Here is a 19,888-nt window from a genome sequence, read left to right on the forward strand (position 1 = left end):
GCCGGGTGGCGCTGATCGCCTGCGGGGCGATCGCCGCCCCGTGCGCGCAGGTGGTCGCCGCGCACGGGTGGCCGGTCGACGTACACCCGCTGCCGCCGCTGCTGCACAACCACCCGGAGCGGATCGCCCGGCAGGTGGAGGCCCTGGCCGACGAGCTGGCGGGTCGCTACGACCGCCTGGCGATCGGCTACGCCGACTGCGGGACCTACGGCGCCCTCGACCAGGTGTGCGAGCGCCGCGGACTCGCCCGGCTCGCGGGACTGCACTGCTACGACGTCTTCGGGGGCGCCGACCGGCTGACGGCGATGTTCGAGGCCGAGCCGGGGACCTACGTGCTCACCGACTTCCTGGTGCGCTCGTTCGGCCGGACGGTGGTCGCCGAGCTCGGGCTGGACCGCTACCCGGAGCTGCGCGACGACTACTTCGCGCACTACACCCGGATGGTCTGGCTGGCCCAGCAGCCCGACGACGAGCTGCGCCGGCTGGCCCAGGAGGCCGCGGACCGGGTCGGACTGCCGCTGGTGGTCGTGGAGACCGGGCACACGGGCCTCGAACGCGCCCTCGCCGAGCTCCTCGTCTCGTAGGCTCCGGCCATGGCCTCGACCCCCTCGATCGAGCTGGCGCCCGGCGTGTTCCGGATCCCGACCGCCGGCCGCAACCTGGTCAACTCCTTCGCCCTCCTGCAGGACGACGGCAGCGTCACGCTCGTCGACACCGGGCTCAAGCGGGCCCCGGCCCGGATCGTGGCCGGCCTCGCCGCCCTCGGCAAGCACCCCCGCGACGTCACCCGCATCGTGCTCACCCACGTGCACCCCGACCACGCCGGCGGGGCCGCCGAGATGGCCCGGCAGACCGGTGCACCGGTCCTCGCGCACGGCGACGACCACGGCTGGGCCCGGGCCGGGCGCATCCACGGGGCGACCGACCGGTCGACGCTGCTCGGCCGGCTCTTCGCGCGGACCGGGGACGCCCGGATCGAGGCCTTCGAGCCCGGGCCGGCCCTCGTCGACGGCGAGGTGCTGCCGGTCAGCGGCGGCCTGCGCGTCGTGCACACCCCCGGCCACTCCCCCGGCCACGTCTCGCTGCTGGTCGAGCCGACCGGCACGCTGATCACCGGCGACGCACTGTTCAACTTCCCGTGGATGCGCCGGGCGAGGCTCTCCCCTGCCTACCTGTGCTCGGACTTCGCGATGACCCGGCGCACGGCGCACCGGCTCGGCGAGCTGGAGTACGACGTCGCGGCGTTCACCCACGGCCCGGAGATCACCGAGCGGGCCCGGGAGACGGTGCGCGGGATCCTCGCGGACCTCCCGGCCAGCTAGCGCACGGCCCTCAGCCGGTCGAGGCCATCAGCCGGTCGAGGTACTCCCGCCGCCACGCCTCGGTCTCGGCCACCTGGTTGAACGTGTAGACGTGCAGGCCGGTGACCAGCGAGCCCGGTCGGGCCAGGGCCGGCGCGCACCGCTCGAGGAACCGCTCGCCGGTGAAGCCGCCGGGCGCCGCGAGCCGGGTGAGCGTGCCCTTGTGCTTGACCAGGAACCGGGTCGAGTCGCCGACCCCGATCTTGGTCGCCATGCTGAGCAGCTTGGCGCGGTCGATCGGCCCCGGGATGCCCAGCAGCACCGGCATCGTGATGCCGCGCAGCCGCATCCGGTCGATCCAGGTCCTGATGCTGTCGGGGTCGAAGTTCAGGTTGCTGACCACGTGCGTGGCGTGCCGGCGCTTGTCCCACATCGACTGCACGGTGAGGTCGTCGCTGATCGTGGGGTGCGACTCCGGGTAGCCGGTGATGCCGACCTCCGGGAACGGCCGTCCGAGCGCGGTCAGGTCCTCCAGGAGGTCCAGGGCGCAGATGTAGTCGCCGGCCGGCGGGTCCTGGTCGCCGCCCGGCACGAACACCGTGCGCACGCCGGCGGCCTGCATCCGCGCCACGATCTCCGCGAGCTCGGTGCGTCCGGAGACCATCCGGGCGGCCAGGTGCGGGACCGTCGCGTAGCCGTGCCGGGCCAGCCGCTCGGTCAGCGCGAGGGTGGCCTCGATGCCCTTGGCCGGGGACGCCGTGACGGTGACCGTCCGGTCGAGGGGCAGGTGCTCGAGCACCTTCTCCTCGACGGACGACGTGGGCAGCACCTCGTAGCGCGCCGACGTGAGCATGTCGGCGAGGAAGGCTCCGTGCGTTTTGTTGCGCATGATGCAACTCATTTCGCGATACGCAATTCGGCGGCCAGCGTATCGCCGCACGCGGGCCCCCCCACAAGCATCACGGGGATGTCGCGGGGGGCCTGCCGCGAACGGTCAGTCCGTGCTCAACCGGACCAGACCGTGCTGCACGTCGTCGCCGTCCGTCCAGCCGCTGATCCCGAGCGCGTCGAGCGGGGCGACGTTCTGCTTCACCTCGGGGTCCCCGTCGGAGACCAGGTCGGCCAGCTGCTCGGCCCAGCCGCGCCCGGCGTCGAAGTTCACGAAGACCACCGCGTTGGCGCGGTCCGGCTCCGGCACCACGTCCTCGAACGCGGCCACCCCGCCGAGCGTGCCCTGCGTGAGCAGCTGCGACACGTACGCCTGGTCGAGCCCGACCGCCACCACGCCGTCCCCGGAGGCGACCTTCACCAGGTCGCCGCTCGGACCTGCGGCCGCCTTGAGCTTGTCGATGATCGGCGTGATCTTCGCCGGGTCGCCCTGGATCCGCAGGCCGGCCGGGACCTTGCTCGGGTCCGGTGACTCGGTGAGCGCCTTCAGGTCCGTGCCGGCGTCGACGGACAGGCTGACCCCGTCGCCGAGCAGCGTCTCGATGTCCTCGGGCAGCTGCAGACCGGTGGCCCGCTCCCCCTGGGCGAGCATCTGGTCGTAGTCGCCGCCCAGGCTGCTGCGCAGGCCCTCGGTGAAGGAGTCCAGCCAGCCGTCCCGGAGCGCGACCGACAGCACCGCCGCCGTCGTACCGGGCAGCGTGGAGACGTCCGGGCCGCCCTGGGCCGCCGAGCCGCCCGCACCCTCGGGCAGGCCCTTGGCGCTGAACTCCGCCTCGACCGCACCGTCGGAGAACCGCAGCACCCCGGCGGCGCCCTGGAAGCTCGCGAAGGACTTGCCGAGCTGGTCGATCCGGCCCTGGTCGACCGAGCCGCCGGCGTCGTGGCGCATCGCGGTCATCACCGCGTCGGGTGCGTCCTGGGACGCGTACATCGTGACGATGCCCGGGTCGCCGGTCCGCCCGGTCGCGGTCGTGAAGTCCTCGGAGTCGGCCAGAGTGGCGGCGTCGACGTCGGTGGCGATCCCGTCGGCCTCCTGCTGGGTCTCCGCGACCAGCATGTAGTCGCCGCGGAACGCCAGACCGGTGCGCGAGGGCTCCTGGTCGGTCGGACCGTCGCAGCTCTCGATCTTGCGGAAGCCGGCCTTCGCCTTGTCCTGGTCGGTGACCTGCAGCACGACCAACGGCAGCGCGCCCTGCTCGGAGTCCGGTACGGCGGCCATCGCGACGCGGTCACCGATCCACGGCTCGACGTCGCGGGCGTAGTCGAGGTCGGAGCAGTCGCCGCTCTTGACGATCTCCTCGAAGACCGTCCTGCGCAGGTCGTCGCCGTCGCCGAGCCCGAGCTCCTTCTTCAGCGCCGGGAACTTGCGCAGGATCTTGAAGGCCTCGATCTTCTGGGACGCGGACGGGTCGAGGTCGAGGCTGACGTAGCCGACCGCGTCCGCGGGCACCGCGGTCGCCGGCGAGCTGCCGCCGGCCATCAGCTGCACGACGCCGTAGGCGCCGGCGCCGACCGCCGCGACGACCGCCACGGCCGCGGCGGCGACCAGACCGGTGCGGCGGCCGCGACCCCGGAGGGGCGTGCCGCCCGGCGTCGTGGCACCGGTGGAGGTGTCGGCGCCGAGGTACTCGGGCTCGGGTCCTGGGTCGTTCGTGGTCATCGTTCGTTCCCCCTGCGAGAGCGGCACCGGACCCGGACGGGTCGGTGCTGGGGAGCCAGCCTAACGGGCCTCGGGAGTCCGCGCAGACGACTCGGGAGCGCCGTCCGGACGGCCCTCGTGGTGCCGCGCGCCGGCGTCCGTCGGGCTCTCGTCGGCCGGGCCCACCGCGCGCACCGGAGCGGTCCCGAGGAGCACCACGAGGGCACCGGCGAGCACCGCGACCGGCCAGGCGAGGTAGACGGTGAAGGCGTCCACGCCGAGCCGCTCCGGGACGCGCGCGCCGACCTTCGCGGCCGCCAGCGCCGCACCGGGGTCGCCGGGGCCGAGCAGGTGACCGGTCAGCGCCATCACCACGGCGGCGAGCACCGACCCCACCAGCAGGGCGGCGCTGGTGAGCAGCGGGTCACGGGTGCGCCACCAGGTCAGGCCGAGCCCGCTGAGCAGGCCCGCGACGCCGGCGATCACGGCGTACAGGCCGTCCGCCGCGAACCGACGGCTCAGGTCGGTCTCCCCCATCACGCCGCCGTCCGCGGTCTTCGTGTAGGCCGCGGGGTCCCACAGCAGCCACCACAGCACGCCGCACAGGACGCCGAGGGCGACCAGCACGCCGAGCACGACGGCGACGTCCCGGCCGGAGGCCGGGCTCCGGGGAGATCCCGCCATCAGCCGGCCAGGCAGTGCGGCCCGAGCAGCGCCTTGAGGTCGGCGAACAGCGCCGGGCTCGCCGCCACCCTCAGGCGGTCGTCCAGCTTCATCACGGTGGTGGAGGTCTTGGTCATCAACCGCAACCGTACTTCCGTGACACCAGGGTGGGTGCCCAGGACGTCCTTGAGCTGCTCGACGACCGGCATCGTGCACCGGGTCGACGGCATCGAGATCACCACCGGGCCGGACGGGCCGTCCGCGAGGTCGGGCACGCTGATCTCCTGGCCGTGCAGCTCCGGCTGGTCCTTGGACCGGGAGAGCCGGCCCTTGACGGTGACGATCGCGTCCTCGTTGAGCAGCGTGCTGGCCAGCTGGTAGGCGCTGGGGAACAGCAGCACGTCGATGCCGCCCTCGAGGTCCTCGAGGGTGAACATCGCCCACGCGTCGCCGCGCTTGGTGATCTTGCGCTGGACCGAGGTGATCAGGCCGGACACGGTGACCGTCGACCCGTCGGCCCGGTCCTCGTCGAGCAGCAGCTGGCCGATGGTGCAGTCGGCCGAGGCGGACAGGATGTGCTCGAGTCCGAGGAGCGGGTGGTCGGAGACGTAGAGCCCGAGCATCTCCCGCTCGTGGCCGAGCAGGGTCATCTTGTCCCAGTCGTCGATGTCGGGCACCGTCACCGAGACCCCGAACCCGGCGTCCTCGTCGAGACCGCCGAACAGGGAGTCCTGCCCGATCGCCTCGTTGCGCTTGATGTCGACGTACTGGTCGACGGCCGCCTCGTGGATCGCGACCAGCGCACGACGGCGGTGCTTCATGTCGTCGAAGGCCCCGGCCTTGACCAACGACTCGATCACGCGCTTGTTGCACACCTGCACGGGCACCTTGGACAGGAAGTCGTTGAAGTCGGTGAACCGGCCCTGCGACTCGCGGGCGGCGACGATGCCGTCGACGACGTTGTGCCCGACGTTGCGGATGGCGGTCAGGCCGAAGCGGATGTCGCGGCCCACCGGCGTGAAGTTGGACGACGACTCGTTGACGTCGGGCGGCAGCACCTGGATCTTCATCTTGCGGCACTCGTTGAGGTAGATCGCCATCTTGTCCTTGTCGTCCTTGACGGACGTCAGGAGGGCGGCCATGTACTCGGCGGGGTAGTTGGCCTTGAGGTAGGCGGTCCAGTAGGTGATGACGCCGTAGGCCGCGGAGTGCGACTTGTTGAACGCGTAGTCGGAGAACGGCAGCAGGATCGCCCAGAGCGTGTCGATGGCGTCCTGCGGGAAGCCCCGCTCCAGCATGCCGGCCTGGAAGCCGGCGTACTGCTTGTCCAGCTCCGACTTCTTCTTCTTGCCCATCGCGCGGCGGAGGTTGTCCGCGGCGCCCAGGGTGAAGCCGGCGAGCGCCTGGGCGATCGCCATGACCTGCTCCTGGTAGACGATCAGGCCGTAGGTCTCCCCCAGCACCGGCTCGAGGGCCTCTGCCAGCGCCGGGTGGATCGGGTCGATCGGCTCGCGACCGTTCTTGCGGCGGGCGTACTTGTTGTGGGAGTCCGCGCCCATCGGGCCCGGCCGGTAGAGCGCGCTGACCGCCGTGATGTCGGCGAACTGGTCGGGCCGCATCGAGCGCAGCAGCGCGCGCATGCCGCCACCGTCGAGCTGGAAGACGCCGAGGGTGTCGCCCCGGCCCATGAGCTCGTAGGTCGCCACGTCGTCGAACGGCAGCTCCTCGAGCACGACGGTCTCGTCACGGTTGGCCGCGATGTTCGCCAGGGCGTCCTCGAGCGTGTGCAGGTTGCTCAGGCCCAGGAAGTCCATCTTGACCAGCCCGAGCGCCTCGCACATCGGGTAGTCGAACTGGGTGATGACCGCACCGTCCTGCGGGCGGGACATGATCGGCACGATGTCGATCAGCGGCTCGCTGGACATGATCACGCCGGCCGCGTGCACGCCCCAGTTGCGGATCTGCCCCTCGAGCCCGAGGGCGGTCTGGAAGATCGTCCGGACGTCGACCTCCGCGTCGTGCAGCGCCCGGAACTCGCCGCCCTCGGCGTAGCGCTTGTGGTCGCGGTCGAAGATGGCGCCGAGGGGCACGCCCTTGCCCATCACGTCGGGCGGGAGCGCCTTGGTGATCCGGTCGGAGATGGCGAACCCGTGGTCGAGCACCCGGGCGGCGTCCTTGATCGCGGCCTTGGACTTGAGCCGGCCGAAGGTGGCGATCTGGGCGACCCGGTCGGCGCCGTACTTCGCGGTGACGTAGGCGATCACCTCACCGCGGCGGTGGTCGTCGAAGTCGATGTCGAAGTCCGGCATCGAGGGACGCTCGGGGTTGAGGAACCGCTCGAAGAACAGTCCGTGCTCGAGCGGGCACAGGTCGGTGATGCGCAACGCGTAGGCCGCGATGGACCCGGCGCCGGACCCCCGGCCGGGACCGACACGGATGCCGTTGTCCTTGGACCACTGGATGAAGTCGGCGACGACGAGGTAGTAGCCGCAGTAGCCCTTCGTCGAGATGATCGCGAGCTCCATCTCGACGCGGTCCTTGACCTGCTGCGTCAGGCGCTCGCCGGGGTAGCGGGCCTCGATGCCGCGCCACACCTCCTTGCGGAACCAGCTCTCCTCGGTCTCGCCGGCCGGGATGTCGGCGCGGGCCATGTAGCCGCCGGTGGACTCGACGAACTCCACCTCGCAGCGCTCGGCGATGGCGAGGGTGTTGTCGCAGGCCTCGGGGAAGTCCGCCCACAGCTCGCGCATCTCGGCCGCGGACTTGATGTAGTACCCGCCGCCGTCGAACTTGAGCCGGTTGGTGTCGGAGAGCCGCTTGCCGGAGGCGACGCAGATGAGCGCGTCCTGGGCGGCGGCGTCCTCCGGGCGGTTGTAGTGCGTGTCGTTGGTGACGACGGTCGGCAGGTCGAGGGTCTTGGCGATGCGGAGCAGGTCAGCGCGGGTGGCCCGCTCGGCGGCGATGCCGTGGTCCATCAGTTCGAGGAAGAAGTTGTCCTTGCCGAAGATGTCCTGGAACTCGCCGGCCGCCCGCAGCGCCTCGTCGTACTGACCGAGGGTGAGGCGGGTCTGGATCTCGCCGGACAGGCAGCCGGTGCTCGCGATGATCCCCCCCCGAGTAGCGCTGGAGGAGCTCGCGGTCCATGCGGGGCTTGTAGTAGTAGCCCTCCAGGCTGGACAGGCTGGCGAGGCGGAAGAGGTTGTGCATGCCCTCCGTGGACTCGGCCCACATCGTCATGTGGGTGTAGGCACCGCCGCCCGCGACGTCCTTGCCGCCTTCCTCGGCGGCGTCCCCCTTGCCCCACCGCACCCGGCGCTTCTCGAAGCGGGACGTGTCGGGGGTGAGGTAGGCCTCGATCCCGATGATCGGCTTCACGCCGTGCCGCTTCGCCTTCGCGTAGAAGTCGAAGGCACCGTGGAGGTTGCCGTGGTCGGTCATCGCGACCGCCGGCATCTCGAGCTCGGCCACGCGGGAGAAGAGTCCGTCGAGCAGCGAGGCCCCGTCGAGCATGGAGTACTCGGTGTGCACGTGCAGGTGGACGAAGTCGTCCGAGCTGCTGCCTGAACCGCCTGGCATGGGCAGATCTGCCCCTTTCCGAACTCATGAGCGCACCACAAAACGGACCTACGGGGAACCGCGGCCTGGCATCGTGGGGAAGAGCGGCCAGCCTACGGGACCCGAGGAGTCGATGGTGGCAGGACCCTCCGACATCCCAGCATCGGGACCGCCGCCGGCCGGGGGCCGGGTCAGGACCGGGCGGCCGCGCCCCAGCCGTGCCAGGAGTCGACCTCGATCCAGGCGCTCACCCGGCGCCGGTCACGGTTGCGGTAGGCCTCCCCGCCGTAGTGCCGTGAGAGCCGGTCGATGTCGGCCAGGTCGGGGTCGTCGCGGAGCTCCACGACCCTCCCCTGGACGCTCACGTGGGTGTACCAGGACGCCTCGTCGAGGGCGGTCAACGAGACCCGCGGGTCCCGGCGGAGGTAGTCCAGCCGCTTGCGTCCCTCGTCCATGTTGACCAGCAGCCGGCCGTCCTCCTCGAGGAGGTACCAGGTGGCCACGGACACCGGCTGGCCGTCCGGTCGCAGCGACACGATCACCGCGGGGTTCGGCTTGGCGAGCATCGCCAGCACGTCGTCGGGCAGGGGTGCTGCGGGCATGGTGGTCCTCCGGTCGGTGGGCGGTCAGATCGGGCAGCCGTCGGGGCCGCAGGCCTGGTCGGTCCCCCTCCGGCGTACCCACCGCCGCGGATCCCACCAGGGTCAGCGGGGCGCGCTCGGACCAGGCCCGGTCCAGCACCGCGAGCAGCTGGTCGGCGGGCTGCGCCCCGGACACGCCGAACTTCCGGTCCACCACGAAGAACGGCACCCCGCTGATCCCCAGCGCCCGGGCCTCGGCCTCGTCGGCGCGCACGGCGTCCGCGTAGCCGTCCCCGGCCAGCACCTGCTCGGCCTCCGCACGGTCGAGACCGGCCTCGACGGCCAGCCGGACCAGCGTGGCGGCGTCCCCGACGGGCTGGCTCTCGCTGAAGTAGGCCCGCATGAACCGCTCCTTGGCCGCGTCCTGGAGCCCGCGGTCGGCGGCGAGGTGGACCAGCCGGTGCGCGTCGAAGGTGTTGGAGCGCAGCGAGCTGTCCAGGTGGAACTCCAAGCCCTCGCCGGCGGCGGCCTCGGTCACCGACGCGACGGCCGCCTCGGCACGGTCGAGCGGCATGCCGTACTTCGCGGCGATCAGCTCCGCGTGCGCGGGGCCCTCCCCGGCGGCGTGCGCGGACTCGGTGGTGGGGTCGAGCTCGAAGCTGCGCCACTCCACCTCGACCTCGTCGCGGTGCGCGAACTGCGCCAGCGCCGCCTCGAAGCGGCGCTTCCCGATGTAGCACCAGGGGCACACGACGTCGGACCAGATCTCGACCTTCACGGTTTCTCCTTCAACGGTTGGCTCACCGGCTCAACTCCCTGAAGGTCCGTTCTGTTCCGTCCCGGGTCGGGCGGCCGCGTCGAGGCTCTCGGCGATCACCTGCGCCATGATCCGGCGCAGCCGCTCCTCCCCCAGCGACGGCGCGACCCGGGCCATCCGCGCGACGATCTCGTCCTCGCGGCGCCGGTCGCGGCCGGCCTCGCCGGGGACGTCCTTGAGCTCCTGCACCCGAGCGGTCAGGCCGGCCCGCTCGGCCAGCAGGGCCGCGAGCCGGTCGTCGACGGCGTCGATCCGCCGGCGCAGCCCGGGCAGCGAGGACGGGTCCGGCCAGGCCATCTCCAGGTCCGGCTCGCCCTCCTCGTTGTCCGAGCCGTCGGTCCGTCGTACGACGCCGAGGCCGTGCCGCGCGTAGAACCGCTGCGCCCCGGCGTTCGCCTCGAACACCCACAGCCCGAACCCGCCGGGGCGCAGGCCCTTCGCCAGCTCCAGCAGCGTGGACCCGATGCCCTGCCCGGTGAGTCGCGGGTCGACGTACAGGGAGTGCAGCCAGTCGTCCTCGAGCACCAGCAGCCCCACGGGTACGTCGCCCCGCTCGGCCAGCCACACCTCGACGCCGTCGACGTCGAACAGCGAGCGCATCCACCGGCGCACGGCGGGCTCGGGGTGCACCGTTGGCGGCACCGCGGGGAACGCCGCGGCCCGGGCGGAGAGGTAGAGCGTGGCGAGCGCGTCGGCGTCCTCAGGGGTCGCCGGCCGCACCGTCAGGTCCGGCTCAGACGGCATCGCGCAGGGTGTCCAGGGCGTGCTGGAGGTCGTCGGGGTACTCCGACTCGTACTCGACCTGCTCACCGGACTCGGGGTGCTCGAAGCCCAGCCGGACCGCGTGCAGCCACTGCCGGGTGAGCCCGACCCGCTCGGACAGCGTCGGGTCGGCGCCGTAGGTGATGTCGCCGACGCAGGGGTGCTTGAGCGCCGCCATGTGCACCCGGATCTGGTGCGTGCGGCCGGTCTCGAGGTGCACCTCGAGCAGGGTGGCGAACCGGTGCGCCTCGAGGGTCTCGTAGTGGGTGATGCTCGCCTTGCCGTCGGCGCGGACGGTGAACTTGTAGTCGTGCTTGGGGTGCCGGGCGATCGGCGCGTCCACGGTGCCCGACAGCGGGTCCGGGTGCCCCTGGACCAGGGCGTGGTAGGTCTTGTCGACGGTCCGCTGCCGGAAGGCGTTCTTGAGCACGGAGTAGGCCCGCTCGGACTTGGCGATCACCATCACGCCGGAAGTGCCGACGTCGAGCCGCTGCACGATGCCCTGGCGCTCGGCGGCGCCGCTGGTCGAGATCCGGAAGCCGGCCGCGACGAGGTGCCCGACGACCGTGGGACCGGTCCAGCCCGGGCTGGGGTGCACGGCGACGCCGACGGGCTTGTCGATCACCACGATGGCGTCGTCGTCGTGGATGATCTTGATGCCCTCGACGGTCTCCGGGACGACGGCGAACGGGTCGACGGCGGCGGGGATCGCGACGTCCAGCATGGAGCCGGGCTCGACCCGGTCGGACTTCGCGGGCGGTTCCCCGTCGACGCTGACGTGCCCGCTGAGGATCAGCTCGGCGGCGCGGGTGCGCGAGAGCCCGAACATCCGGGCGATCGCGGCGTCCACGCGCTCGCCGGCGAGGCCGTCGGGAACCGTCACCGTGCGCCGCTCGTGACCGGAGAAGTCGGGGCCCGTCACGAGGCGCCGGCGGGGTCGGCGCCGCGCGAGCGGGTGCCGTTGACGGACATCCCTCGCACGGCCTGGAGGATGAGGACGCCGGCTGCGATGTTGATGCAGACGTCGGCGACGTTGAAGATCGGCCAGTTCGGCAGCTGCACGAAGTCCACGACGTGACCGCGCAGGAAGCCCGGCGAGCGGAACACCCGGTCGGTGAGGTTGCCGAGGATGCCGGCCATCAGGAACCCCAGGCCGATCGCCCAGCCGGTGCTGCGCAGCCGGCGGACCGTCCACAGCACCGCGACCGCGGCGGCGATCGCGACGCAGGTGAGCACGAGGGTGTACGACGTGCCGGTGCTGAACGCGGCTCCGGGGTTGCGGGCGAGGTAGAGGGTCACCAGGTCACCGACGACCTGCACCGGCGGGCGGCCGGTGAGGTGCTGGACGGCCAGCACCTTGGTGACCACGTCGACGGTGTAGCCGACCGCGGCGATCACGGCGAACACCACCAGGGCACCCGGACGCGCCCGCGGACGCTCGACGGGGTCGGTGGGGGAAGTGGTCGAGTCGCTGGAGTTCAGCGACGCTCCTCGCGCTGCTTGCATGACAGGCACAGTGTCGCACGCGGAAAAGCCATCAACCGCATCTTGCCGATCGGCTCCCCGCCGATCTCGCAGACGCCGTAGGTGCCGTCCTCGATGCGGGCCAGGGCCCGCTCGGTCTGGGCGAGCATCTCCCGCGCGTTGTTGGCCAGGCTCATCTCGTGGTCGCGCTCGAACGTCGTCGAGCCGACGTCGGCCTGGTCGTTGCCGGCGCCGTCGCCCGCGTCCCGCATCAGGTCGTGCAGCTCGTGCTCGGCCAGGTTGAGCTCGGAGCGGAGCCGTTCGCGGTCGGCGTTGAGGTCGCCGCGCACCTCGGCCAGCTCGGCCTTGGTCCACGGGCTCTCGTCGGCCTTCACCGCGAGCTTCGCCGGGGCCGTGGACTTCCTGGCCGCTGTCTTCTTGGTGGCTGGTGTCGTGGCGGGAGCCTTCTTGGCCGCCGCCTTCTGGGTCGGAGTGGTCACCGGGGCCTTCTTCGCTGCAGTCTTCGGGCTGTCCGCGGTCTTCTTCACGGCAGGCAACTTCTGGGGGGCGGCGCTCGACGTCCGCTTCGACGTCTTCCTCGCCGTCGTCGGGGCCGGCGCCCGGGTCGCCGACTTCGTGGTCGCCCGCTTCGTGGGCGACGTGCTGACCTTCTTGGTGGCGGCCGTCTTGGTGGCGGGCGTCTTCTTCGCCGCCGGCGCCTTCCTGGCGGGCGCCTTCTTCGCCGGCGCGGTCTTCTTCGCGGCCGGCGCCTTCTTCGCGACCGGCGCCTTCTTCGCGACCGGCGCCTTCTTCGCGACCGGCGCCTTCTTCGCCGGCGCAGCCGCGGTCTTCTCCGCGGTCTTCTTCGCGGTCTTCTTGGTGGACGCAGAGGCCCGGCCGGTGACCGCCGAACGCGTCACCCGCTTCGCCGCGGCGACCGTCGAGCCGGCCAGCTTGCGTGCAGTGCTGCGTGCCATGTGCTCGCGGCCCCCTCAAAAACCGTGAATACATCAAGGAACGTGTGGCCACTGTGAGCTGCCACACGCGTGCGGTGAGGATATGCCGCACCCGCACACCAGACAACCAATCGCGCCCACGATCCGGTAAATTTCCGGCGACCGTCCGCGAGTCTGGTTGCAAGCCGGGCCAAACCCGCGTGAACCAGCGGCACCCGGTCTGGCAGACTTGTCCCGACCGCACGGCGTGGACGGGACGAGTAGCCCCGAGGACAGCCGCCAGCGACCCGGGGACGGTGAGAGCCCGGGGGTGTTGTCCGGAGCGAAGATCACCCCGAGCCGCCGGAAGAGCGCCCGCCCCGCCCGGGGCAGGCAGGTAGACCCGGCAGCGGTGGAGAAGAGTGGGCGGCCCAGCAGCATCCGGGCCGCCAAGAAGGGTGGTACCGCGGGAGCGGCCGGTGCAGCACACCGACCTCCTCGTCCCTTCAGCCCCGCAGCACCCAGGCCGAAGCGACGTACCGAAGGACCAGCCGTGAGCGAGTACCGACCCGTCCCACCCCAGGTGGACCTCCCCGCCCTCGAGCACGAGGTGCTCGACTTCTGGCGGGACCACCAGACCTTCGACAAGTCGCTGGACCGCGCCGGCGACCGACCCCGCTGGACGTTCTTCGAGGGTCCCCCGACCGCCAACGGCCGCCCGGGCACGCACCACGTCGAGGCGCGGGTCTTCAAGGACGTCTTCCCGCGGTTCAAGACGATGCAGGGCTACCTCGTCGAGCGGAAGGCCGGCTGGGACTGCCACGGGCTGCCCGTCGAGCTCGCGGTGGAGAAGGAGCTCGGCTTCACCGGCAAGGCCGACATCGAGAGGTACGGCGTCGCGGAGTTCAACGCCAGGTGCCGGGAGTCCGTGCTGCGGCACGTCGACGCCTTCGAGGAGATGACCGAGCGGATGGGCTACTGGGTCGACACCTCCGACCCCTACCGCACCATGGACCCGGCCTACGTCGAGTCGGTGTGGTGGGCCCTCAAGCAGATCCACTCCCGCGGCCTGCTGGTCCAGGACTACCGCGTGGCGCCGTACTGCCCGCGGGACGGGACGGGCCTGTCCGACCACGAGGTCGCCCAGGGCTACGAGACCGTCACCGACCCGAGCGTCTACGTCCGGTTCCCGCTGACCTCCGGCCCGCTCGCGGGCACCGCTGATCGCCCGGGAGCGTCGCTGCTGGTGTGGACCACCACGCCGTGGACGCTGGTGTCCAACACCGCGGTGGCGGTCCGCCCGGACGTCACCTACGTCGCGGCCACCGACGGCACCGAGACCCTCGTGGTCGCCGAGCCGCTGCTGGGGGCCGTGCTGGGCGAGGGCTGGACGGTGCAGGAGACCGTGCTCGGCGCCGACATGGAGCGCTGGACCTACCAGCGGCCCTTCGAGCTCGTGGAGTTCCCGCCGGTCGAGGCCGGCGGCACCGCCCCGCACCTCGTGGTGCTCGCCGACTACGTCACCACCGAGGACGGCACCGGCCTGGTGCACCAGTCCCCCGCCTTCGGCGAGGACGACATGGCGGTCTGCCGGTCCTACGGCCTGCCGGTCGTCGTACCGGTGCAGCCGGACGGGCACTTCGGCGCCGACGTGCCGCTGGTGGGCGGGCAGTTCTTCAAGCACGCCGACGCGGACCTGGTCAAGGACCTCGAGACCCGCGGGCTGCTGTTCCGGCACGTCGCCTACGAGCACAGCTACCCGCACTGCTGGCGCTGCCACACGCCGCTCATGTACTACGCCCAGCCCTCGTGGTACGTCCGGACCACCCAGGTCAAGGACGCCCTGCTGCGCGAGAACGAGAAGACCCACTGGTTCCCCGAGACGATCCAGTGGGGCCGGTACGGCGACTGGCTGACCAACAACGTCGACTGGGCGCTGTCGCGCAGCCGCTACTGGGGCACGCCGCTGCCGATCTGGCGCTGCGCCGAGGGGCACCAGACCTGCGTCGGGTCGCTCGCCGAGCTGTCCGAGCTGTCCGGGACCGACCAGTCCGAGCTCGACCCGCACCGGCCGTTCGTCGACGACGTGACGCTCGCCTGCCCGGAGTGCGGCGAGGAGGCCCGCCGGGTGCCCGAGGTCATCGACGCCTGGTTCGACAGCGGCTCGATGCCGTTCGCGCAGTGGGGCTACCCGCACGCGCCCGGCTCCGAGCAGGCCTTCGAGGCGGCCTACCCCGCGGACTTCATCTGCGAGGCGATCGACCAGACCCGCGGCTGGTTCTACACGCTGATGGCGATCGGCACGCTGGTCTTCGACGAGTCGTCGTACAAGAACGTGCTCTGCCTGGGCCACATCCTGGCCGAGGACGGCCGGAAGATGTCCAAGCACCTCGGCAACATCCTCGAGCCGATGCCGCTGATGGACCAGCACGGCGCCGACGCCGTGCGCTGGTTCATGGCCGCGTCCGGCTCGCCGTGGGCGGCCCGCCGGGTGGGCCACGCCAGCATCCAGGAGACCGTCCGGAAGGTGCTGCTGACCTACTGGAACACGGTCGCGTTCCAGGTGCTCTACGCCCGCACGTCCGGCTGGTCACCCGGCGACCCGGCCCCGGAGCTGGCCGACCGGCCGGTCCTGGACCGGTGGGCGCTCTCGGAGGCGCACCGGCTCGCGGCCGGCGTCACCGAGGCGCTGGAGGTGTTCGACACCCAGCGCGCGGGCAGCCTGCTGGCGGCGTACGTCGACGACCTGTCCAACTGGTACGTCCGTCGTTCGCGGCGGCGCTTCTGGGCCGGCGACCCCGCCGCGCTCGCCACCCTGCACGAGTGCGTCTACGTCGTCACGCTGCTGATGGCGCCGCTCACGCCGTTCATCACCGAGCGGGTGTGGCAGGACATGTTCGCCGCCACCTCCGACGAGCTGCCCGAGTCGGTGCACCTGGCGGCGTGGCCGCGCGTCGACGGCAGCCTCGTCGACGACGAGCTCGGCGCGCAGATGTCGCTGACCCGTCGGCTCGTCGAGCTCGGCCGGGCGGCCCGCGCGGACGCGAAGGTGCGGACCCGGCAGCCGCTGCGCCGGGCCCTGGTCGCCTCCTCGGCGTGGTCCCGGCTCACCGACGAGCTCCGCCGGGAGGTCGCCGACGAGCTGAACGTGCTCGCGGTCGAGCCGCTGTCCTCCGCCGGCGCCGACCTCGTGGACTTCTCCGCGAAGGGCAACTTCCGGGCACTGGGCAAGCGCTTCGGCAAGCAGACCCCGGTCGTCGCGGCCGCGATCGCCGCCGCCGACGCCACCCGGTTGGCCGCCGACCTGGCCGAGGGCGGCCGGACCACGGTCACCGTCGAGGGCGAGCGGCTCGAGGTGCTCGCCGACGAGGTGATCGTCTCCGAGCGCCCGCGCGAGGGCTGGTCGGTGGTCAACGAGCAGGGCGAGACCGTCGCCCTCGACCTCGAGATCACCGACGAGCTGCGGCTGCTCGGCCTCGCGCGCGGCGTCGTACGACGGGTCCAGGAGGCCCGCAAGACCAGCGGCTTCGACGTCAGCGACCGGATCCGGCTGCGGTGGTTCGCCGAGGGCGAGACCGCCGAGGCGATCGAGCTGCACGGCGGGACGGTGGCCGAGGAGGTGCTCGCCCCGGCCGGTCCCGAGCGTGCGGGCTCGGTCGCGGACCTCGACGGCGGCGCACCGGAGACCGACGACGAGCTCGGGCTGACGTTCACCGTCGAGGTGGTCGCCGCCCCGGCGTGACCGGGAGCGGACGCAGCACGAGGCCGGTGCCCCTGGTGGGGGCACCGGCCTCGTCGCGTCGTGCGTCACCGGCCGGGGCCGGTGGTGGGTGGGTCAGCCGTTCTGGTGGTCGTTCTCGTCGCCCAGGAGGGACTTCAGCCGCTTGGGAGCGTGGTCGCTGCCCTCGAGGACCGCGCCCTCGCCGCTGCCGTCGAGCGCAGACAGCTGCTGCTGGAAGTAGCTCTTCAGCCGGGAGCGGTACTCACGCTCGAACGAGCGCAGGTTCTCCACCTCCGCGTTGAGCTTGTCCTTCTCCTTCTCGAGGTCGCCGAAGAGCTGCTCGCGACGCTCCGCGGTCTCGGAGTCGAGCATCTGCGACCGGGTCCGGGCGTCGGACTCGACGCGGTCGGCCTTGATCTTGCTCTCGGACTCCAGGCGCTCGGCCTTGGTGCGGGCCTCGCCGACGATCTTGTCGGCCTCGTCCTTCGCCTCGCCGACGAGCTCGTGGGCGTTGCGGGTGGCGATCTCCAGCAGCCGGGCCGCGGCGCTGGAGGCGTCGGCGACCGTCGTGACCTTGATGGTCTCGACCGGAGCGGCCGCCGCGGGAGCGGGGGCTGCCACCTTCTCGGGAGCCTTGACGGGCTCGGGAGCCTTCTCCTGGACGGGAGCGGTGGCCGGAGCCGAGCCGCCACCCTGCTGGGCGGCGGAGAGCTTGCTGCGCAGGTCCTCGTTCTCACGAGTCAGTCGGGCCAGCTCGGCCTCGACCTCGTCGAGGAACTGGTCGACCTCGCCCATGTCGTAGCCCTCACGGAGCCGGACAGGAGTAAAGCGCTTGTTGCTCACGTCCTCAGGCGTCAGCGGCATGACCTCACCCTTTGTTCGTAGTCGTCGTCTGGTGGTGCAGTGGCGTCGTGCGTCCTGCTGCCACGGCGTGCCCACCGTACTCCGGAACGGGGTCCCGGCTTTCCAGGGGGGCGACCTGCGTGGCTCCGGGGAAGGATACCCAGATCGGGACGTTCCCCACCACGCGAGCGGGCGTTCGTCCGGAGGTGTCCCTAGAAGAAGAGGTTGCCGACCAGGATCTGCAGCAGGTACACGACCACCAGGACGATCAGGAAGCTCGTGTCGAGCATCACGGCGCCGAGCCGCAGCGGCGGCACGAAGCGCCGTACGAACAGGATCGGCGGGTCGGTGATCGTGTAGACGATCTCCAGCACGAACAGCACCGGGCCCTTGGGGCTCCAGGAGCGGGCGAAGACCTGCACCCAGTCCACGACAAGGCGGATGAGCATCAGGCCCAGGAAGACGTTGAGGACCAGCAGGAGGATCGCGCCGACGGTTTGCACAAGGCCGAAGTCTAGCCAGGAACCGCCAACTCGGCCGGGCGCGACACCCGCCGCCGGGGTCAGCTCTGGTTGAAGAAGCCGCCGGCGTCCGCGATGCGCTGCTTGTCCTCGGCGGCGACCGAGACGTTCGGCGGCGAGAGCAGGAACACCTTGTTGGTGACCCGCTCGATGGTGCCCCGGACGGCGAACACGAGCCCGGCGGCGAAGTCGACGAGACGCTTGGCGTCCATGTCGTCCATCTCGGAGAGGTTCATGATCACCGGGACGCCCTCGCGGAAGTTCTCCCCGATGCTGCGCGCCTCGTTGTAGGTGCGCGGGTGCAGCGTGGTGATCCGGGACAGCTCGGCCACGGTCGCCTGCGGGGCGACGTGCGGCTGGGCGGCCTGCGGGCGGCGACGCTCGGAGATGTTCGCGACGGGGGCCGGGCGGGCCGGCTCCTCGGTGGCACCACGCTGGGGACGCTCGTCGTACTCGTCGTAGTACTCGTCGTCGTAGCGCTCGGTGTCCTCGAGCAGGCCAAGGTAGACACCCATCTTGCGCATCGCGCTGCCCATGACTTCTGCCTCCGGTACATCTGCGGGCCCCCGGATGGGGCACGCTGCTGCGATCTCGACCCTACCGTCTGGCGGGCCGGCTACCGAGCACCGCGCTGCCTATCCGCACGTGTGTCGCGCCGGATTCGACGGCAGCCTCGAGGTCGCCGCTCATCCCGGCCGAGATCCAGGTCGCGGACGGCTCGATGCTGCGCACCGAGGCCGCGATCTCGGCGAGTTTCGCGAACGCAGGCAGGGGATCCTCCCCCAGCGGCGCCACCGCCATCACTCCGCGGAGCCGGAGGCCCTCGGTGGCGGCCACCTGCTCGGCGAGCCGCTCGACGTCGACGGGAGGTACTCCGGCGCGGCCGCCGTCCCCGGGGTCTGTGTCCAGGCTCACCTGGACCAGGACGTCCACGACGTGGTCACGCTGGTGGGCGCCCGAGGACAGCCCGCGGAGCAGCTTGGCGCGGTCGACGGACTCGACCACGTCGGCGTAGGCCGCGACGGCCGCCGCCTTGTTGCTCTGCAGGCCGCCGATGAAGTGCCAGGTCAGGCCCAGGTCGGCGCACTCGGCCGCCTTCGCCTCGGCCTCCTGGTGCCGGTTCTCCCCCACGTGGCGCACCCCGAGGTCGGCGAGCAGGCGGACGTCGGAGGCCGGGAAGAACTTGGTGACCACCGTCAGCGTCACCTCCTCGGGCGAGCGGCCGGCCCGCCCGGCCGCGTCGGCGATCCGGGCGCGGACCTGCGCGAGGTTCCCGGCGAGCTCGTCGCGTCGCCCGCTCACCCGGCGTCCCCGCAGCTGCGTGCCGGGAGCCAGCGCTTCCACGGCCGCACCCGGACCAGGCCGGCGAGCCGGCCGGAGCGCCGGCCCTGGCGGCGGTAGGAGAACAGGTCCTCGTCCTCGAGGGTGCAGCGCGACGCGTCGAGGACCTCGCACCCGGCGGCGAGCAGCTGGGCCCGCACCCCGGCGCCGATGTCCAGCGCGGGGGTGCCCCACGAGGTCTCCGCGTAGGACTCGGGCACCAGCGCGCTGACCTCGGCCCGCAGCCGGTCCGGCACCTCGTAGCAGGCACCGCACACGTGCGGGCCGACCCAGGCCGTGACCGGCCCGGCGCCCAGCGACGCCATCGCGGCCACGGCGGCCGGCACCACCCCGGCGGCCAGGCCCGGCCGGCCGGCGTGCACCGCCGCCACGATCCCGCGCACCGGGTCGGCCAGCAGCACCGGGACGCAGTCGGCGACCCGGACCATCAGCACCGTGCCCCGCTCGGCGGTGACCAGCCCGTCCCCGGTCGGCGGCTCGTCGCCGGCGCCGACGACGTGCACGTCGGCCCCGTGCACCTGCCGCATGCGTACGACGGGCGGGGTCGGCGCCCCCGGCTGCACGCCGGTGAACGCCCGGACCGCGAGGTCGACGTTGCGACGTACGGACGCGCGCTCGGCCGCCGCGTCGGCGGCTTCGGCGTCATCGGCGTCGTCGGCGTCGTGCGCGGGGTTGGGCTCGGCGAGGTTCAGGGACGCGAACGGACCGCCACTGGTTCCTCCGTGGCGGTCCGTGAACGCGATCTCGACCGGGCCGAGCGTGTCCTGGAAGGCGAACACTCGAGCTCCTGTCCGTGG

17 protein-coding genes and 2 pseudogenes are annotated in these 19,888 nt (G+C 72.0%); 4 read left to right on the forward strand and 15 right to left on the reverse strand.

Annotated features, from left to right (window positions below; translation table 11 throughout):
• The first annotated feature begins 5 nt into the window (after nt 1-5).
• Together KRR39_RS11675 and KRR39_RS11680 are read left to right on the forward strand one after the other, a co-directional pair.
• Entirely contained in the window at nt 6-584 is a 579-nt protein-coding gene (locus KRR39_RS11675) for a DUF1638 domain-containing protein (RefSeq protein ID WP_216942177.1), read from the forward strand.
• A gap of 9 nt (nt 585-593) precedes the next feature.
• Nucleotides 594-1,322 (forward strand): MBL fold metallo-hydrolase, encoded by a 729-nt coding sequence (locus tag KRR39_RS11680; RefSeq protein WP_216942178.1) that lies wholly within the window; start codon nt 594-596, stop codon nt 1,320-1,322.
• A gap of 10 nt (nt 1,323-1,332) precedes the next feature.
• Here KRR39_RS11680 and KRR39_RS11685 read toward each other — a convergent pair whose 3' ends face one another.
• The 10 genes and pseudogenes from KRR39_RS11685 to KRR39_RS11730 form a co-directional block, all read right to left on the reverse strand.
• Complete coding sequence (locus tag KRR39_RS11685) at nt 1,333-2,190, reverse strand: methylenetetrahydrofolate reductase (protein ID WP_216942180.1); 858 nt, start codon at nt 2,188-2,190, stop codon at nt 1,333-1,335.
• Between the two features lie 105 nt (nt 2,191-2,295).
• Nucleotides 2,296-3,909 carry a DUF3352 domain-containing protein gene (locus tag KRR39_RS11690; protein WP_216942182.1) on the reverse strand — a complete coding sequence of 538 codons (1,614 nt, stop codon included), beginning with the start codon at nt 3,907-3,909 and terminating at the stop codon, nt 2,296-2,298.
• A 60-nt stretch (nt 3,910-3,969) separates the two neighbouring features.
• Nucleotides 3,970-4,572, reverse strand: a complete 603-nt coding sequence (locus KRR39_RS11695; RefSeq protein WP_216942183.1) for a hypothetical protein — start codon at nt 4,570-4,572, stop codon at nt 3,970-3,972.
• Nucleotides 4,572-8,127 (reverse strand): annotated as a pseudogene (gene dnaE, locus KRR39_RS11700) (DNA polymerase III subunit alpha). The gene KRR39_RS11695 and the pseudogene dnaE overlap by 1 nt, the downstream one beginning before the upstream one ends.
• 170 nt (nt 8,128-8,297) lie before the next feature.
• Nucleotides 8,298-8,708, reverse strand: coding sequence for a TIGR03618 family F420-dependent PPOX class oxidoreductase (locus KRR39_RS11705; RefSeq protein WP_216942185.1), 411 nt, complete (start codon nt 8,706-8,708; stop codon nt 8,298-8,300).
• A 190-nt stretch (nt 8,709-8,898) separates the two neighbouring features.
• Nucleotides 8,899-9,465: pseudogene (locus tag KRR39_RS11710) on the reverse strand (DsbA family oxidoreductase); the annotation flags it as partial.
• Between the two features lie 30 nt (nt 9,466-9,495).
• Nucleotides 9,496-10,248: a GNAT family N-acetyltransferase gene (locus KRR39_RS11715; RefSeq protein ID WP_216942187.1), complete on the reverse strand. Its 753-nt coding sequence runs from the start codon at nt 10,246-10,248 to the stop codon at nt 9,496-9,498.
• Nucleotides 10,238-11,149 (reverse strand): RluA family pseudouridine synthase, encoded by a 912-nt coding sequence (locus KRR39_RS11720; protein WP_216942189.1) that lies wholly within the window; start codon nt 11,147-11,149, stop codon nt 10,238-10,240. The genes KRR39_RS11715 and KRR39_RS11720 overlap by 11 nt, the downstream gene beginning before the upstream one ends.
• 35 nt (nt 11,150-11,184) lie before the next feature.
• Complete coding sequence (gene lspA / locus KRR39_RS11725; protein ID WP_216942191.1) at nt 11,185-11,772, reverse strand: signal peptidase II; 588 nt, start codon at nt 11,770-11,772, stop codon at nt 11,185-11,187.
• On the reverse strand, nt 11,745-12,230 hold the full coding sequence (locus KRR39_RS11730; RefSeq protein WP_216942193.1) for a TraR/DksA family transcriptional regulator: 486 nt from the start codon (nt 12,228-12,230) through the stop codon (nt 11,745-11,747). Before KRR39_RS11730 ends, lspA begins: the two co-directional genes overlap by 28 nt.
• Between KRR39_RS11730 and KRR39_RS11735 the strand changes: the two genes are divergently transcribed.
• Both KRR39_RS11735 and ileS read left to right on the forward strand, forming a co-directional pair.
• Complete coding sequence (locus KRR39_RS11735; RefSeq protein WP_216942195.1) at nt 12,199-12,735, forward strand: hypothetical protein; 537 nt, start codon at nt 12,199-12,201, stop codon at nt 12,733-12,735. The two genes, KRR39_RS11730 and KRR39_RS11735, sit on opposite strands and share 32 nt — an antisense overlap.
• Nucleotides 12,736-13,218: 483 nt before the next feature.
• Nucleotides 13,219-16,407, forward strand: coding sequence for an isoleucine--tRNA ligase (gene ileS / locus KRR39_RS11740; protein ID WP_216942196.1), 3,189 nt, complete (start codon nt 13,219-13,221; stop codon nt 16,405-16,407).
• A gap of 93 nt (nt 16,408-16,500) precedes the next feature.
• Here ileS and KRR39_RS11745 read toward each other — a convergent pair whose 3' ends face one another.
• From KRR39_RS11745 to KRR39_RS11765, 5 genes are all read right to left on the reverse strand, one after another.
• Nucleotides 16,501-17,250: a DivIVA domain-containing protein gene (locus KRR39_RS11745; RefSeq protein WP_216942197.1), complete on the reverse strand. Its 750-nt coding sequence runs from the start codon at nt 17,248-17,250 to the stop codon at nt 16,501-16,503.
• A 191-nt stretch (nt 17,251-17,441) separates the two neighbouring features.
• On the reverse strand, nt 17,442-17,732 hold the full coding sequence (locus KRR39_RS11750; RefSeq protein ID WP_216942198.1) for a YggT family protein: 291 nt from the start codon (nt 17,730-17,732) through the stop codon (nt 17,442-17,444).
• 59 nt (nt 17,733-17,791) lie between these two features.
• On the reverse strand, nt 17,792-18,286 hold the full coding sequence (locus tag KRR39_RS11755; RefSeq protein WP_216942199.1) for a cell division protein SepF: 495 nt from the start codon (nt 18,284-18,286) through the stop codon (nt 17,792-17,794).
• Between the two features lie 61 nt (nt 18,287-18,347).
• Nucleotides 18,348-19,052 (reverse strand): YggS family pyridoxal phosphate-dependent enzyme, encoded by a 705-nt coding sequence (locus tag KRR39_RS11760; protein ID WP_216942200.1) that lies wholly within the window; start codon nt 19,050-19,052, stop codon nt 18,348-18,350.
• Nucleotides 19,049-19,870, reverse strand: coding sequence for a purine nucleoside phosphorylase YfiH/LACC1 family protein (locus tag KRR39_RS11765; protein WP_216942201.1), 822 nt, complete (start codon nt 19,868-19,870; stop codon nt 19,049-19,051). The genes KRR39_RS11760 and KRR39_RS11765 overlap by 4 nt, the downstream gene beginning before the upstream one ends.
• Nucleotides 19,871-19,888 lie beyond the last annotated feature (18 nt).

The organism is Nocardioides panacis, from assembly GCF_019039255.1.
GTDB lineage: Bacteria > Actinomycetota > Actinomycetes > Propionibacteriales > Nocardioidaceae > Nocardioides_B > Nocardioides_B panacis.